Annotated in this window: 12 protein-coding genes and 1 pseudogene; 2 read left to right on the top strand and 11 right to left on the bottom strand. The window is 73.9% G+C overall.

The window, feature by feature from the left end:
- A complete protein-coding gene (locus ACFYU9_RS11795; RefSeq protein WP_389344786.1) occupies window positions 1-633 on the top strand; it encodes a hypothetical protein in 633 nt (210 codons plus the stop codon).
- A gap of 255 nt (window positions 634-888) precedes the next feature.
- Here ACFYU9_RS11795 and pdxH read toward each other — a convergent pair whose 3' ends face one another.
- Window positions 889-1,542 (bottom strand): pyridoxamine 5'-phosphate oxidase, encoded by a 654-nt coding sequence (gene pdxH / locus ACFYU9_RS11790; protein ID WP_389205294.1) that lies wholly within the window; start codon window positions 1,540-1,542, stop codon window positions 889-891.
- Between the two features lie 399 nt (window positions 1,543-1,941).
- Here pdxH and ACFYU9_RS11785 point away from each other — a divergent pair, with 399 nt between their 5' ends.
- Window positions 1,942-3,042, top strand: a complete 1,101-nt coding sequence (locus tag ACFYU9_RS11785) for a citrate synthase 2 (protein ID WP_389204984.1) — start codon at window positions 1,942-1,944, stop codon at window positions 3,040-3,042.
- Here ACFYU9_RS11785 and ACFYU9_RS11780 read toward each other — a convergent pair.
- The 10 genes and pseudogenes from ACFYU9_RS11780 to ACFYU9_RS11735 form a co-directional block, all read right to left on the bottom strand.
- Window positions 3,021-4,091 carry an isopenicillin N synthase family dioxygenase gene (locus tag ACFYU9_RS11780; RefSeq protein ID WP_389344397.1) on the bottom strand — a complete coding sequence of 357 codons (1,071 nt, stop codon included), beginning with the start codon at window positions 4,089-4,091 and terminating at the stop codon, window positions 3,021-3,023. The genes ACFYU9_RS11785 and ACFYU9_RS11780 overlap by 22 nt on opposite strands.
- A 91-nt stretch (window positions 4,092-4,182) precedes the next feature.
- Entirely contained in the window at window positions 4,183-4,257 is a 75-nt protein-coding gene (locus ACFYU9_RS11775; protein WP_389205295.1) for a putative leader peptide, read from the bottom strand.
- 91 nt (window positions 4,258-4,348) lie between these two features.
- A complete protein-coding gene (locus ACFYU9_RS11770) occupies window positions 4,349-4,927 on the bottom strand; it encodes a TetR/AcrR family transcriptional regulator (protein ID WP_389204986.1) in 579 nt (192 codons plus the stop codon).
- On the bottom strand, window positions 4,915-5,637 hold the full coding sequence (locus ACFYU9_RS11765; RefSeq protein WP_389204987.1) for an enoyl-CoA hydratase family protein: 723 nt from the start codon (window positions 5,635-5,637) through the stop codon (window positions 4,915-4,917). The genes ACFYU9_RS11770 and ACFYU9_RS11765 overlap by 13 nt, the downstream gene beginning before the upstream one ends.
- A complete protein-coding gene (locus ACFYU9_RS11760) occupies window positions 5,634-7,220 on the bottom strand; it encodes a 4-coumarate--CoA ligase family protein (protein WP_389344395.1) in 1,587 nt (528 codons plus the stop codon). Before ACFYU9_RS11760 ends, ACFYU9_RS11765 begins: the two co-directional genes overlap by 4 nt.
- Before the next feature lie 51 nt (window positions 7,221-7,271).
- The gene (locus tag ACFYU9_RS11755) at window positions 7,272-8,408 is read right to left on the bottom strand and encodes an acyl-CoA dehydrogenase family protein (RefSeq protein WP_389344393.1); all 1,137 of its coding nucleotides are present in this window, start codon (window positions 8,406-8,408) and stop codon (window positions 7,272-7,274) included.
- A complete protein-coding gene (locus ACFYU9_RS11750; protein WP_389344391.1) occupies window positions 8,405-10,330 on the bottom strand; it encodes an acetyl/propionyl/methylcrotonyl-CoA carboxylase subunit alpha in 1,926 nt (641 codons plus the stop codon). Before ACFYU9_RS11750 ends, ACFYU9_RS11755 begins: the two co-directional genes overlap by 4 nt.
- Before the next feature lie 8 nt (window positions 10,331-10,338).
- The gene (locus ACFYU9_RS11745; protein WP_389204995.1) at window positions 10,339-11,943 is read right to left on the bottom strand and encodes an acyl-CoA carboxylase subunit beta; all 1,605 of its coding nucleotides are present in this window, start codon (window positions 11,941-11,943) and stop codon (window positions 10,339-10,341) included.
- On the bottom strand, window positions 11,940-13,640 hold the full coding sequence (locus ACFYU9_RS11740) for an acyclic terpene utilization AtuA family protein (RefSeq protein WP_389344389.1): 1,701 nt from the start codon (window positions 13,638-13,640) through the stop codon (window positions 11,940-11,942). The genes ACFYU9_RS11745 and ACFYU9_RS11740 overlap by 4 nt, the downstream gene beginning before the upstream one ends.
- A 206-nt stretch (window positions 13,641-13,846) precedes the next feature.
- A pseudogene (locus ACFYU9_RS11735) lies at window positions 13,847-14,626 on the bottom strand (TIGR03084 family metal-binding protein); the annotation flags it as partial.
- Window positions 14,627-14,759: the final 133 nt, after the last annotated feature.

Genomic DNA, 14,759 nt, shown 5'->3' with positions numbered 1-14,759 from the left:
GTGCCCTGCAACCAGGCCAAGGCGGCCCGTCCCGTCGAGGAGTTCCTGGCCCATCGTCCCGAACGTCTGGCGGACGTTCTCGGCCGGTTGCCGCCCCCGCTCAGCGACTCGGCTGCCATGAACGCGACGAAGTCGCAGCTTCTCTTGCTGCTCGAAAGGGCGGGCCTGCCGGTGCACTGCTGGCCTGCGTCCCTGACCTCGGCGAATCGCGCTGCCTCAGGGCTGGCAAAGTCACACACGCTCGACGCGCTCTGCGTGGGACCGCTGGGCTCCGACGCCGGAGGCGCGATCGTCCGCAGCGCCACCCCTCTGTACGTCCTCGCGTCCACGGGTCGCGGTTCCTACGCCCGCACCACCCCGGACCGCTACGGCTTCCCTCGCCTGCTGCGCCCGCGCCGGAAACGACACCAGGGTTTCGCGAGCGGTGATCTCGTGCGGGCCACCGTGCTGAAGGGCCGCTGGACAGGAGTATGGACCGGCCGGGTCTCGGTCCGCAGTACGGGCCGGCACAGCGTCGCCTCGCCCCTCGGGCGGTTCAACGCGTCCCACGAGAACCTCCGCCTGCTCCAGCGGGCCGACGGGTTCGCCTATGCCCGGCGCAGCGAAGCCGAACTCGTCGAACAAATCGGTTGAGCGTCCTGCCCGGCGTACGTAACGTGTGAGCCACGCATGAAAGGAGGTGATCCGGAAATGATTTCTAACCGGACCAGCGAGGTGACTGCGGGCTAAGGCCTGCCGTCGCACACTTGTGCACCTCGGCAGGCCAGCTGCCGACACCATCGCAGTCACCCGACCCGTGGGCCGCCGGTCAGTCCGGCCGGCTCCCGTCCGAACCTAGGCGGACGGGACCAAGGCCCACGGGTCGTCTGCGTTCCCGGCCCCGGAGCCTCACGGCGAGAGGCGCTCCACCCGCCACGACTCGCCCTCGGCGCTCCCTGCGTCCCCGGCGGCCTCGCGCACGTACCTCAGCCGGTCGTGCAGACGGTTCTCGTGGCCCTGCCAGAACTCCACCGCCTCCGGCACCACCCGGAAGCCGCCCCACTCCGGCGGCACCGGCACCTGCTCGCCCTCCGGGTAGCGGACGTGCAGTTCCTCGTAGCGCGCCAGCAGCTCGTCCCGCGACTCGATCACCGAGGACTGGTGGCTCGCCCAGGCGCCCAGCTGGGAGCCGTGCGGGCGGGTGCGGAAGTAGGCCACGGTCTCGTCCCGGCCGGTGCGCTCGGCGCGGCCGGTGACGATCACCTGGCGGGCCAGCGGGTGCCAGGGGAAGAGCAGCGAGACGTACGGGTTGGCCGTCAGCTCCCGCCCCTTGCGCGAGCCGTAGTTGGTGAAGAAGACGAAGCCGGCCCGGTCGTAGTGCTTGAGCAGCACCGTGCGGGAGGACGGGCGGCCGTCCGCGTCGGCGGTGGAGACGACCATGGCGTTCGGCTCGTGGATCGCCGGATTGGCGGCGGTCTCCTTGAACCAGTGCGCGAACTGTTCGATCGGGTCCGGGGCGAGATCGGCCACGGTCAGCTCCATGGTCCGGTACACCTCGCGCATGTCGGCGGGATCGAGAGCGTCGAAAGAATCCGGGGAATCCAGGGCGTCGGTCACGGGGCCCATCCTGCCGTAGGGCGCGTCACGGGCCCCGGCATGCATGCGGTCTCGGCACCGCTCCGGCGGCTCGGCCCCGGCCCGTCGCCCCGGTCCCGGCCCATCGCCCCGGCTCCGGCCGCTCGGTCCGGTGCCTCAGTCTGCCCGGCACTCCGCGCCGCTAATCCTTCGTCGCCGGATCGGCGCAGTGTGCCGGATGTCACGCTTCCCCGCATCATCGGAACCGTACAGACTCATCCGCTGGATCACTGTTGCTCTCCACCAAGTCCCGGCCGAATGATTGATCATCGATCACTTGATCGTCGCTCACCCGCCCGGACTTCCCATCGATTGAGGAGCCGCCTCATGTCCGACTTCGTACCCGGGCTCGAAGGAGTCGTCGCGTTCGAGACGGAGATCGCCGAACCCGACAAGGAGGGCGGCGCCCTGCGCTACCGCGGCGTCGACATCGAGGACCTGGTCGGTCACGTCTCCTTCGGCAACGTCTGGGGCCTGCTCGTCGACGGCGCCTTCAACCCCGGACTTCCCGCCGCCGAGCCCTTCCCGATCCCCGTGCACTCCGGCGACATCCGCGTCGACGTCCAGTCCGCGCTCGCCATGCTCGCCCCCGTCTGGGGCCTGAAACCGCTCCTCGACATCTCCGCCGAGCAGGCCCGCGACGACCTCGCCCGCGCCGCCGTCATGGCCCTGTCCTACGTCGCCCAGTCGGCCCGCGGCCAGGGCCTGCCGATGGTGCCGCAGGGTGAGATCGACAAGGCGCAGTCCGTCGTCGAGCGGTTCATGATCCGCTGGCGCGGCGAGCCGGACCCGAAGCACGTCAAGGCCGTCGACGCCTACTGGACCTCGGCCGCCGAGCACGGCATGAACGCCTCCACCTTCACCGCCCGCGTCATCGCCTCCACCGGCGCCGACGTGGCCGCGGCGCTCTCCGGCGCGGTCGGCGCGATGTCCGGCCCGCTGCACGGCGGGGCCCCGTCCCGCGTCCTCGGCATGATCGAGGAGATCGAGCGCACCGGCGACGCGGTCGGCTACGTGAAGAAGTCCCTGGACCAGGGCGAGCGCCTGATGGGCTTCGGCCACCGCGTCTACCGCGCCGAGGACCCGCGCGCCCGCGTCCTGCGCCGTACCGCCAAGGAGCTCGACGCGCCGCGCTTCGAGGTCGCCGAGGCGCTGGAGAAGGCCGCCCTGGAAGAGCTGCACAACCGCCGCCCGGACCGGGTCCTGGCGACGAACGTGGAGTTCTGGGCGGCGATCGTGCTCGACTTCGCCGAGGTCCCGGCGCACATGTTCACGTCGATGTTCACCTGCGCCCGGACGGCCGGCTGGTCCGCGCACATCCTGGAGCAGAAGCGCACCGGCCGCCTGGTCCGCCCGTCCGCGCGCTACACGGGCCCCGGCCAGCGGGACCCGCGCGAGATCGTCGGCTACTCCGACATCGCGGGCTGAGCCGCGCCCGCCCCGGCACCCGCGCCGGCGCCTGCTCCCGCGGAGGTGAGCAGCCCGGCGTGGTGGCGGGCCGCCGCCAGCGGGTGCGCCCGCAGCTTGCCCTTCAGTTCGTTGCGGCCGTACTCGGCGAACAGCGGGTTCGCCGGGTCGGCCGTGATGCCGGGCGCGGCGGCCGCGTACGGGAACTCCAGCGGGCGGATCCGGGCGTCGAGCCGCGGGTTGTAGAAGAACGGGACGGAGAAGCGTTCCGTCGCGCCGGGCGGTGACACGACCCGGTGGTTGGTGGCGACGAGGTAGCCGTTCGTCGCCACTTCGAGCAGCTCGCCCAGGTTCACCACGAACGCGCCGGGCAGCGGCGGCACGTCGTGGAACCGCCCGTCCTCCCGCTCCACCTGCAGCCCGCCCACCTGGTCCTGGAGCAGCAGGGTCAGGAAGCCGTAGTCCTTGTGCGCGCCCACGCCCTGCTCGTCGCCCGCGTCGCCGCTGCTGCCCGGGTAGCGGACCAGCTTCAGGTGCGGGTGCGCGCGCGGGCCGAAGGCGTCGTCGTAGAAGTCGGGCCTGGCGCCGATCGACGTCAGCAGCTCGTGCAGCAGCCGCTCGGCGACCCCGCTGAGCCGTTCGATCCAGTTCAGTGCCGCGAGCCGCAGCTCCGGCAGCGCGTCCGGCCACTGGTTGGGGCCCTGCAGCCACCAGTACGACGGCTCCCCGGGACCCGGTACGTGCGCCGGGCGCTCGGCCCCGATGTCCAGCTGGTCCCGCCAGTCCCGGGCGCCGGCCGTCCGTTCGTCGCCGACCCGGGTGTAGCCGCGGAAGTGCGGCGAGTTCGTGGTGTCCAGGGCCAGCCGGTCCGCCTCGGGCAGGGCGAAGAAGGCCTGCATGGCGGAGGTCAGCGCCCGCGTCTCGGCCTCGGTCACGCCGTGCCCGACGAGCTGGAAGAAGCCCACGTCATGGGCGGCGGAGTGGAGCTGGGCGTGCAGCAGCCGGCGGGCCTGGGGGCCGCGGTCGGCGGCGGCGAGGTCGACGATGGGGAGCTGAGAGGGGTAACTCATGGTGTGCGTCCGCGGGGGGTGTACGGCGCCCGGGGCCGGGCCGGGGGTGGTGGCCGTGCCGGACGGTGGGGTGGGGCGTGGGTCGCTGGGGTCAGGGACGACCGGGACAGCCCATGCTCGCGACGCGGAGCAGATCCACGTGGCGGCGACGTACGAGCGAAAGCATGCGACCAGCGTACTGCGGGGCCGGGCGCCTTGATATGGCCTGAGTCACGGTGCCGGGCCGCCCTCAGCCCAGCACCCCCACCCCAGCTCCCTCAGCCCAGCGCCTCGTCCAAAAGCCGGGCCCACTGGGCGACCACCCGTTCGCGGCGGGCGCGGTCGTCCGTGAGGAGGGTGGCGAGGCCCAGGCCGCGGGCCATGTCGAGGAGACCCTGGACGGATTCGCGGACGCCGGGGCGGGACTCGTCGGCGCCGAGGAGTTGGACGGCGATGCGGTGGCACTCGCGGCCGACGCGGGCCTCCAGCTCGGTGACGCGCGGGCGCAGCTGTTCCTCGTCGGAGGCGGCGACCCAGAGGTGGAGGGCGGCGCGGAAGAGCGGGCCGGTGAAGAGGTCGACGAGGGCGGCGACGGCCTCCTGGCGGCCGACGGCGGGGAGCTCGCGCAGGGCCTGGGAGCGTTCCTCGGCGACGTACTCGACGGCGGCCGTGAACAGGTCCTCGCGGGTCGGGAAGTGGTGCTGGGCGGCGCCGCGCGACACTCCGGCGCGCTCGGCGACCGCCGAGACGGTGGAGCCCGCCCAGCCGTGCTCGGCCAGGCAGGCCACCGCCGCCTCCAGGAGCCGCTGCCGGGTGGCGCGGCTCCTGTCCTGCTTGGGGCCGGTCAGAGCCGCCACGTCGGGTCCCGTCGTTCGAGGAAGGCCGTCATCCCTTCGCGTGCCTCGGCCGAGGCGAACAGCGTGGCGGACAGCTGGACCAGCTCTTCCGCGTCGCGCTCGAAGGTCTCCAGGACTCTAGCCGTGACCAGCCGCTTCGCGGCGCGCAGCCCCTGCGGGGAGGCGGCGCGCAGCCCGTCGAGGACGGCCGGCAGATCGGTGTCCGGGGCCGTCACCAGGCCCATCGCCCGCGCCTCGGCCGCGCCGAAGCGCTCGCCGGTGAGGTAGTGGCGGGCGGCCGCGCGCGGGTCGAGCCTGGGCAGCAGGGTCAGCGAGATGACGGCGGGCGCGACGCCGATGCGCACCTCCGTGAGCGCGAAGTCCGCCTCCGCCGAGGCGAGCACGATGTCGCAGGCGCCGAGCAGGCCGAGGCCGCCGGCCCGGGCGTGGCCGGTGACGAGGCCGACGACCGGTTTGGGCAGCTCGACGATCTGCCGGAGCAGGTCGACGAAGGCGTACGGGCCGGGCGGCGCCTTCAGGTCGGCGCCCGCGCTGAAGGTGCCGCCGGTGTGGGTGAGGAGGACCGCCCGTACGGCCGGGTCCTTGCCGCAGGCGGCGAGGGCGTCGGCGAGCTCGGTGACGAGGGCGGCGGACAGGGCGTTGCGGTTGCCCGGGGAGTCCAGGGTGAGCGTGGTGACGCCCCGGTCGTGCGCGGTGCCGACAAGACTCATGCGCGGTCCCTCAGTTCCCGGCGCAGGATCTTGCCCGACGCCGCTCGGGGCACGGTGTCGATGAACTCCACCTGCCGGATCTTCTTGTACGGGGCGACGCGCCCGGCCACATAGGCGAGCACGTCCTCGGCGCCGAGTCCGGCCGCGTGCGGCTGCCGGACCACGAACGCCTTCGGGATCTCGGTGCCGTCCGCGTCGCGGACGCCGATGACGGCGGCGTCGGCGATGCCGTCGTGGGTGAGCAGCAGGGCCTCCAGCTCGGCGGGCGGGACCTGGAAGCCCTTGTACTTGATGAGTTCCTTCACCCGGTCGACGACGTACAGCCAGCCGTCCTCGTCGACCCGGCCGACGTCGCCGGTGTGCAGCCAGCCGTCGGCGTCGATCATCGCGGCGGTGGCGTCGGGCCGGCCCAGGTAGCCCTTCATGACCTGCGGCCCGCGGATCGCGATCTCGCCCTCCTCCCCCGGCGGCACGTCCTTCGCCGGGTCGTCGAGCGAGACGAGGCGCAGTTCGGTGGAGGGCAGCAGCTTGCCGACCGTGCCCGGCGGCGGGTTCTCGGTGGCGAGCGGGACGAGGTGGGTGGCCGGGGACAGCTCCGTCATCCCGTACGCCTGGAGGATCGGCGGCAGCCCGAGCCGCGCCGAGCAGGCCTCGGCGAGCGCCGCGTCGAGCGGGGCGGCCGAGCAGACGATGTACTCCAGCGACGACAGGTCGTAGGAGGCGACCGCCGGGTGCTTGGCGAGGGCGAGGACGATGGGCGGTGCCACGTACAGCGCGTTGATCCGGTGTTTCTCGATGGCCGCCAGGAACGCGTCGAGCTCGAACCGCGGCTGGACGACGACGGTGGCGCCGCGCCGCAGCGGGGCGTTCATCAGCGCGGTGAGGCCGTAGACGTGGAAGAAGGGCAGGACGGCCAGGATGCGGTCGCCGACGCCCATCGGCATGAGCGGTTCGAGCTGGGCGAGGTTGGTGGCGATGGAGGCGTGGGTGAGCATCACGCCCTTGGGGACGCCGGTGGTGCCCGAGGAGTACGGCAGGGCGGCGAGGTCCGTCGCCGGGTCGACCTCGATCCGCGGCTCGGGCGCGGTGGAGGCGAGGAAGTCCTGCAGCGACCGGGCGCCGTCGCCCTGCGGCGCGCGGTCGCACACGAATATCTCCGCTATGCCGCCGGCGAGTTCCGCCGCCGCGCGCGCCGTCGCGAGCAGCGGCGAGACGGTGACGATCCAGCGCGCCGAGGAGTCGCGGAGCTGCTTCGCGAACTCCTCGGGCGTGGCGAGCGGATGCACGGTGGTCACGGCCGCGCCGGCGCGCGTCGCCGCGTAGAACGCCACCGGGAACAGCACGGTGTTGGGGCTGTGCAGGGCGAGCACGTCGCCCTTGGCCACCCCGGCGGCCGCGAGCCCGGCCGCGACCCTCCGGTGGAACGCGTCCACCTGCCCGTACGTGAGTGCCGGCGCCCCGTCCCCGCCGCTGCCGTCGATCAGTGCCGGCGTGTCCCCGAACTCGGCGGCGCGCCCGAGGACGGCGTCGTGGATGGGAAGGGAGACGAGCGGGACGTCGGCGTACTCGCTGTGCAACACCATGCGTGCGTGCCCCCTGGCTCTGGGTGGGTGGTGGCGACAGGATGGCCCGGATCAGTACGACTTGGGGAGACCCAGGGTCTGGTGGGACACGAAGTTCAGGATCATCTCGCGGCTCACCGGGGCGATCCGGGCCACCCGTGCCGCCGTGATCAGGCGGGCCAGGCCGAACTCCTTGGTGAGGCCGTTGCCGCCGAGGGTGTGGACGGCCTGGTCGACGGCCCTGACACAGGCCTCGGCGGCGGCGTACTTGGCCATGTTGGCGGCCTCGCCGGCGGCCAGGTCGTCGCCGGAGTCGTAGAGGGCGGCGGCCTTCTGCATCATCAGGCGGGCGAGTTCGAGCTCGATGTGGGCCTGGGCGAGGGGGTGGGCGATGGCCTGGTGGGCGCCGATGGGGGTCTTCCAGACCTGGCGCTCCTTGGCGTAGGTGACGGCCTGGGCGAGCGCGTAGCGGCCCATGCCGATGGCGAAGGCCGCGGTCATGATGCGTTCGGGGTTGAGGCCCGCGAAGAGCTGGAGCAGGCCGGCGTCCTCGTCGCCGACGAGCGCGTCGGCGGGCAGGTGGACGTCGTCGAGGATGAGTTCGAACTGCTTCTCGTTCGCGGCGAGTTCCATCTCGATGGCGCGGCGGCCGAAGCCGGGCGTGTCGCGCGGGACGATGAAGAGGCACGCCTTGAGGTTGCCGGTGCGGGCGTCGGAGGTGCGGCCGACGATCAGGGTGGCGTCGGCGATGTCGACGCCGGAGACGAAGACCTTGCGGCCGTTGAGGACCCAGCCGTCCTCGGTGCGGGTCGCGGTGGTGGTGATGCGGTGGGAGTTGGAGCCGGCGTCGGGCTCGGTGATGCCGAAGGCCATGGTGCGGCTGCCGTCGGCGAGGCCGGGCAGCCAGGCCGTCTTCTGCTCGTCGGTGCCGAAGCGGGAGATCACGGTGCCGCAGATGGCGGGCGACACGACCATCATCAGCAGCGGCGCGCCGGCCGCGCCCGCCTCCTCCAGGACGATGGACAGCTCGGCCATGCCGCCGCCCCCGCCGCCGTACTCCTCGGGCAGGTTCACGCCGAGGTAGCCGAGCTTGCCGGCCTCGGCCCACAGCGTGGCCCGGTCGAAGCCGGGGCCGTGGCGGTGGCCGAGGGCGGAGACGGCGGCGCGGAGGGCGGTGTGTTCCGGTGACTCGATCAGGCTGCTGCTCATACGGACTGTTCCTCCTGGGCATCGGTCGATACGACGGCGAGCAGGGCGCCGACCTCGACCTGGCGGCCGGGGGCGGCGTGGAGCGCGGTGAGCGTGCCGGAGGCGGGCGCGGTGACCCGGTGTTCCATCTTCATGGCCTCCAGCCAGAGCAGGGGCTGCCCGGCCTCGACCCGGTCGCCGGCGGCGAGGCCGTCGGCGACGCGGACGACGGTGCCGGGCATGGGGGCGAGCAGGGAGCCGGGGGCGGTCTGCTCGCGGGGGTCGGGGAAGCGGGGCGCGGCGGCGAGCCGGTGCGGTCCGACGTACACGGTGCCGTCGTGCCGGGCCACCTCGAAGTGCCGTACGACTCCGGCCGTTTCGAGGCGTACGTGCTCCGGTGTCACCGTCACCGCGCGGATGCCGGGCGGGCTCGTCACCTCGTAGCCGCCGTCGCGCCTCGGGCGGTAGCGGACCTCGTGCCCGCCGTAGGTCTTCACCTCGTCCTGCGAGCGGACGTTGCGCCAGCCGCCGCCGAAGCGGCTCGCCCCCCGGGCCGCCTCGGCGAGCGCCGCCGCCACGGCCGCCTCGGCGGCTCCCGCGGGCGGCTCGGTCAGGGCGGGCAGGTGGGCCGCGTAGAAGCCGGTCGCCAGGCGTGCCGGATCGGCGAAGTCCGGATGGCGCAGGGAGGCCACGAGCAGGTCGCGGTTGGTGACGGGGCCGTGCAGGCGGGCCCGTTCCAGCGCGCGGGCGAGCGTGCGGGCGGCCTCGGCGCGGGTCGGGGCGTGGGCGACGACCTTGGCGAGCATGGCGTCGTAGTGGACGCCGACGGTGTCGCCGGACGCGTAGCCGGTGTCGACCCGCAGGCCGGGCCCGGCCGGTACGTCGAAGGTGTGCAGCCGGCCGGTCTGCGGGGTCCAGCCGGCGGCCGGGTCCTCCGCGTAGAGCCGGGCCTCGATCGCGTGGCCGCGCGGGGCGGGCGGCTCGGGCGGGAGCGGGGTGCCCTCGGCGACGGCGAGCTGGAGGGCGACGAGGTCGACGCCGTACACCGCCTCGGTGACCGGGTGTTCGACCTGGAGACGGGTGTTCATCTCCAGGAAGTACGCCCTGGGGCTCCCCCCTGCCCGGGCGGAGCCGAGAGCCCGGGGACCGTCGGCGACCAGGAACTCGACCGTGCCGGCGCCGGTGTACCCGACGGCCTTCGCGGCGGCCGCCGACCGCTCGTACAGCTCGTCCACGAGCGCCGCGGGCAGGCCGGGCGCCGGGGCCTCCTCGATGACCTTCTGGTGGCGTCGCTGGAGCGAGCAGTCGCGGGTGCCGAGGGTCCAGACGGTGCCGTGCGCGTCGGCGAGGATCTGCACCTCGACGTGCCGGCCGTTCTCCACGTACGGCTCGACGAACACCTCGCCGTCGCCGAACGCGCTCAGCGCCTCGGCCGACGCCGCCGCCAACTCGCCTTCCAGCGCCTTGAGTTCGCGGACGACGCGCATGCCGCGGCCGCCGCCGCCCGCCGCCGCCTTCACCAGGACGGGCAGGTCGGCCTCGGTGACGTCGGCGGCGGCGAGCGGGGCCACGCCCAGGAGCTCCTTGGCGCGGGTCTTCGACGCCATCGCCTCGATCGCGGCCGGCGGCGGCCCGATCCAGACGAGGCCGGCCGCCGTCACCGCCCGTGCGAACTCCTCGTTCTCGGAGAGGAATCCATAGCCCGGGTGCACGGCGTCCGCGCCGGCCGCGAGCGCGGCCCGGACGACCAGGTCGCCGCGCAGATACGTCTGGGCGGGCGTCGCGCCGGGCAGCCGGACGGCCGCGTCCGCCTCCCGTACGTGCAGGGCGTCGGCGTCCGCGTCGGAGTACACGGCGACCGTGGAGATGCCCAGGTCACGGCAGGTGCGGAAGACCCGGCAGGCGATCTCGCCCCGGTTCGCCACGAGAACGGTACTGATCACGAGTGGCCTCACATTCGGAAGACGCCGAAGCCGCCGCGCGCGCCCTCGACCGGTGCCGTGTGGATCGCGGACAGGCAGAGCCCGAGGACGGTGCGCGTGTCGCGCGGGTCGATGACCCCGTCGTCGTACAGCCGCCCCGACAGGAACATGGGCAGCGACTCCGACTCGATCTGCGCCTCGACGAGCGCCCGCAGCCCCGCGTCCGCCTCCTCGTCGTAGGGCTGCCCCTTCGCCGCCGCGCTCGCCCGCGCCACGATGGACAGCACGCCCGCGAGCTGCTGCGGGCCCATGACGGCGGACTTGGCGCTGGGCCAGGCGAAGAGGAAGCGCGGGTCGTAGGCCCGGCCGCACATGCCGTAGTGCCCGGCACCGTACGAGGCGCCCATCAGCACGGACAGGTGCGGGACCGTCGAGTTCGACACCGCGTTGATCATCATCGCGCCGTGCTTGATGATGCCGCCCTGCTCGTACTCCCTGCCGACCATGTAGCCGGTGGTGTTGTGCAGGAAGACCAGCGGGATGTCGCGCTGGTTCGCCAGCTGGATGAACTGGGCGGCCTTCTGGGACTCGGCGCTGAACAGCACGCCCTGCGCGTTGGCGAGGACGCCGACCGGATAGCCGTGCAGCCGGGCCCAGCCGGTCACCAGGCTCGGCCCGTACAGCGGCTTGAACTCGTCGAAGTCCGAGCCGTCGACGATCCGGGCGATCACCTCGCGCGGGTCGAACGGCGTCTTGAGGTCGCCCGGCACGATCCCGAGCAGCTCCTCCTCGGCGTACTTCGGCGGCTCGACCGTCAGCGGGTCCGGATCGGGGTGCGCCTTGCGGTGGTTGAGGCGGGCGACGATCCGGCGGGCCTGGCGCAGCGCGTCGTGCTCGTCGACGGCGTAGTGGTCGGCGAGCCCGGAGGTGCGGGCGTGCATCTCGGCGCCGCCGAGCGACTCGTCGTCGCTCTCCTCCCCCGTCGCCATCTTCACCAGCGGCGGGCCGCCGAGGAAGACCTTCGACCGCTCCTTGATCATCACGGTGTGGTCGGACATGCCGGGCACGTAGGCGCCGCCCGCCGTCGAGTTGCCGAAGACGACGGCGACCGTCGGGATGCCGGCGGCGGAGAGCCGGGTCAGGTCGCGGAAGAGCGCGCCGCCCGGGATGAAGATCTCCTTCTGGGAGGGCAGGTCGGCGCCGCCGGACTCGACGAGCGAGACGACCGGGAGCCGGTTGGCGTACGCGATCTCATTGGCGCGCAGCGCCTTCTTCAGCGTCCACGGGTTGGAGGCGCCGCCGCGCACCGTGGGGTCGTTGGCGGTGATCAGGCACTCGACGCCTTCGATGAGCCCGATGCCGGTCACCAGGGACGCCCCGACGGGATAGTCGCTGCCGTGGGCGGCGAGCGGCGACAGTTCGAGGAAGGGCGTGTCGGGGTCGACGAGGAGTTCGATCCGCTCGCGGGCGAGCAGCTTGCCGCGCTCGCGGTGCCGGGCCGTGTACTTCTCGCCGCCGCCCGCGAGCGCCTTGGCGTGCTCGGCGTCGAGCGCGGTGAGCTTGTCGAGCATGGCGGCGCGGTGGGCCGCGTAGTCCGGTCCGCCGGTGTCGAGGGCGGAGGCGAGGACGGTCACAGCAGTTCCTCCGGGATGTCGAGGTGGCGCGAGCGCAGCCACTCGCCCAGGGCCTTGGCCTGGGGGTCGAACCGGGCCTGGGAGGCGACGCCCTCGCCGAGGATCCCGGTGATCGTGAAGTTGAGGGCCCGCAGGTTCGGCAGCACGTGCCGCTCGACCGGCAGGCCGGCCGTCTCCGGGAGCAGTGCGCGCAGGCGGTCGGCGGTGAGGGTGTGGGCGAGCCAGCGCCACTCCTGCTCCGTGCGGGCCCAGACGCCGACGTTGGCGTCGCCGCCCTTGTCGCCGCTGCGGGCGCCGGCGACGGCGCCGAGCGGCGCCCGCCGGACCGGGCCCGCGGGCAGCGGTTCCGGCAGGTCCGGTTCCGGTACGGCTTCGAGGGGCCTGGTGCGCGGCGGTACGGGGACGGCGGCGCGGGTCCCGTCGGGCAGCACCGCCGTGTGCGGGACGTCCTCGACGGGGACGAACGCGGACTCGAAGACCCCGTAGGGGGCGCCCTTGCCGGGCGGGGCGGTGACGTGGAAGCCGGGATAGCTCGCGAGGGCCGTCTCGATCGCGGCCCCGGTCAGGGTGCGGCCGACCTTCTCGGGGTCGGGGTCGCGGACGACGAGCCGGAGCAGGGCGCTGGCCGTCTCCTCGGTGCCGGCGTCCGCGCGGTCGGTGCGGGCGAGCTCCCAACGGATCTCGGCGGGCGCGGACTTGCCGTCGCCGGCGGTCAGCGCGTCGGTGACCTGCGCGCGGACCAGGGCGGCCTTCGCCTCGATGTCGAGGCCGGTGAGCACGAACACGACCTCGTTGCGGAAGCCGCCGAGCCGGCACAGGCCCGCCTTGAGCGTCGGCGGCGGCGCCTCGCCCCGCACCCCGTCGATGCGCACCCGGTCCGGCCCGTCCTGGGTGAGCCGTACGGTGTCGAGGCGGGCGGTCACGTCGGGCCCGGCGTAGCGGGCGCCGGCCGTCTCGTAGAGCAGCTGGGCGGTGACGGTGCCGGTGTCGACGATCCCGCCCGTGCCCGGGTGCTTGGTGATGACGGCGCTGCCGTCGGCACGGAGTTCGGCGAGCGGGAAGCCGGGGCGGCGGAGCAGGGCGGGATCGTGGTCGGTGAAGAAGGCGTAGTTGCCGCCGGTGGCCTGGGTGCCGCACTCCAGGACGTGCCCGGCGACGACCGCGCCGGCCATCTTGTCGTGCCAGTCGGCGTCCTGCGGGTTCCAGCCGAAGAACCACTGCGCGGGCCCGGTGACGAGGGCCGCGTCGGTGACCCGGCCGGTGACGACGACGTCCGCGCCGGCGGCGAGGGCGGCGGCGATGCCGCCGCCGCCGAGATAGGCGTTGCCCGCCAGTACGCCCGGCCGCGGCGGCAGTCGGTCGCCCTCGACATGGGCGACACGGACCGGCACGCCCAGTCGCCCGGCCAGCGCGCGCAGGGCGTCGGCGAGGCCGGCCGGGTTGAGGCCGCCGGCGTTGGTGACGATGCGGGTGCCGCGCTCGTGGGCGAGCCCGAGGCCCTCCTCCATCTGGCGCAGGAAGGTCTTCGCGTACCCGGCGGAGGGGTCCTTGAGCAGGTCGCGGCCGAGGATGAGCATGGTCAGCTCGGCGAGGTAGTCGCCGGTGAGGACGTCGAGCCCGCCCCCGGTCAGCATCTCGCGGACCGCGTCGAAGCGGTCGCCGTAGAAGCCGGACGCGTTGCCGATACGGAGAATCACGCCCCGGCCTCCTTGGGTGCGCCTTCCTTGGGCGCGGCGGTCTTGGGCGCGGCCGTCTTGGGCGCGTCGTCCGCCGGCGCGTCCTCCGCCGGCGCGTCTTCCCTCGGTGCAACGTCCGTCGGCGCGTCGTCCGTCGGCGCGTCTCCCGTCGGCGCGTCTCCCGTCGGCGCGTCCTCCGTCGGCGCGTCCTCCGCCGGCGCGTCCTCCTTCGGTGCGCGGCCCTGTCCGGCCGGGCCCGCGAACGCCTGGGCGATGCCGAGCCACTCCTCGGCGTCGGCGCCGTGCGCGACGAGCGCGGTGTCGGCGCGGTGGACGCGCTGGGTGACCAGGAGGCAGAAGTCGAGGGCGGGGCCGGTGACGGTCTGGGTCGCGCCTTCGGGGCCGAACGACCACGACTCGCCGTCGGGCGCGGTGAGTTCGAGGCGGAAGGGCTCGGCGGGCGGGGTCAGGCCGCGCACCAGGTACGCGTAGTCACGGGCCCGCAGCCCGATCCACGCCACGTGGCGCAGCCGGGCCGTGGGCCGGCGCACCACGCCGAGGGCGTCGGCCACGTCCTGGCCGTGCGCCCAGGTCTCCATGAGCCGCGCGGTCGCGAGCGACACGGCGCTCATGGCGGGCCCGTACCAGGGGAAGCGGGTGCCGGGCGGGGCCTCGCGCAGTACCCGGTGGAGCCGTTCGCGGCCCTCGCGCCAGCGGGCGAGCAGCTCGGCGGGCGGCAGGGCCGCGCCCTCCTCGGCGCCGTCGTCGACGAAGCGGTCGGGCGCGTCGAGCGCCTTCGCCGCCTCGGCCGCGAACGCCTCGGGGTCGGTCGCGGCGAGCAGCGCGGCCGCGTCGGTCCAGGCGAGGTGGGCGATCTGGTGGGCGACGGTCCAGCGCGGCGCGGGCGTCGGCGCCGCCCACTGCTCGGCGGTCAACTCCCGTACCAGAGCGTCGACTTCCTCGCTCTCGGCGCGCAGGTCGTCAAGGACGACGGCTGGGTCGGACACGGAGCGCTCCCCTCGGGGACGGGCGGGCCACGGGCGACGTGCACGAGGAGCATGGCAGCCGCCAAAGAAACAATCAAGCGTGCTTGCTTTAAAAATATGGCCGGGTCGGGGACGGCCTCCGCGCCCTGAGTCG

The sequence above is a fragment of the Streptomyces sp. NPDC004327 genome, from assembly GCF_042873935.1.
In the GTDB taxonomy this organism is placed as follows: domain Bacteria; phylum Actinomycetota; class Actinomycetes; order Streptomycetales; family Streptomycetaceae; genus Streptomyces.
The sequence above is the reverse complement of the archived record's forward strand: the minus strand, read 5'-3'. Positions and strand labels throughout refer to the sequence as shown.

Excerpts from the sequence above, each read along its gene's own strand:
- pdxH (WP_389205294.1), bottom strand. The coding sequence starts at position 1,542 with ATGCGCGAGGTGTACCGGACCATGGAGCTGACCGTGGCCGATCTCGCC.
- ACFYU9_RS11785 (WP_389204984.1), top strand. The coding sequence starts at position 1,942 with ATGTCCGACTTCGTACCCGGGCTCGAAGGAGTCGTCGCGTTCGAGACG.
- ACFYU9_RS11780 (WP_389344397.1), bottom strand. The coding sequence starts at position 4,091 with ATGAGTTACCCCTCTCAGCTCCCCATCGTCGACCTCGCCGCCGCCGAC.
- ACFYU9_RS11765 (WP_389204987.1), bottom strand. The coding sequence starts at position 5,637 with ATGAGTCTTGTCGGCACCGCGCACGACCGGGGCGTCACCACGCTCACC.
- ACFYU9_RS11760 (WP_389344395.1), bottom strand. The coding sequence starts at position 7,220 with ATGGTGTTGCACAGCGAGTACGCCGACGTCCCGCTCGTCTCCCTTCCC.
- ACFYU9_RS11755 (WP_389344393.1), bottom strand. The coding sequence starts at position 8,408 with ATGAGCAGCAGCCTGATCGAGTCACCGGAACACACCGCCCTCCGCGCC.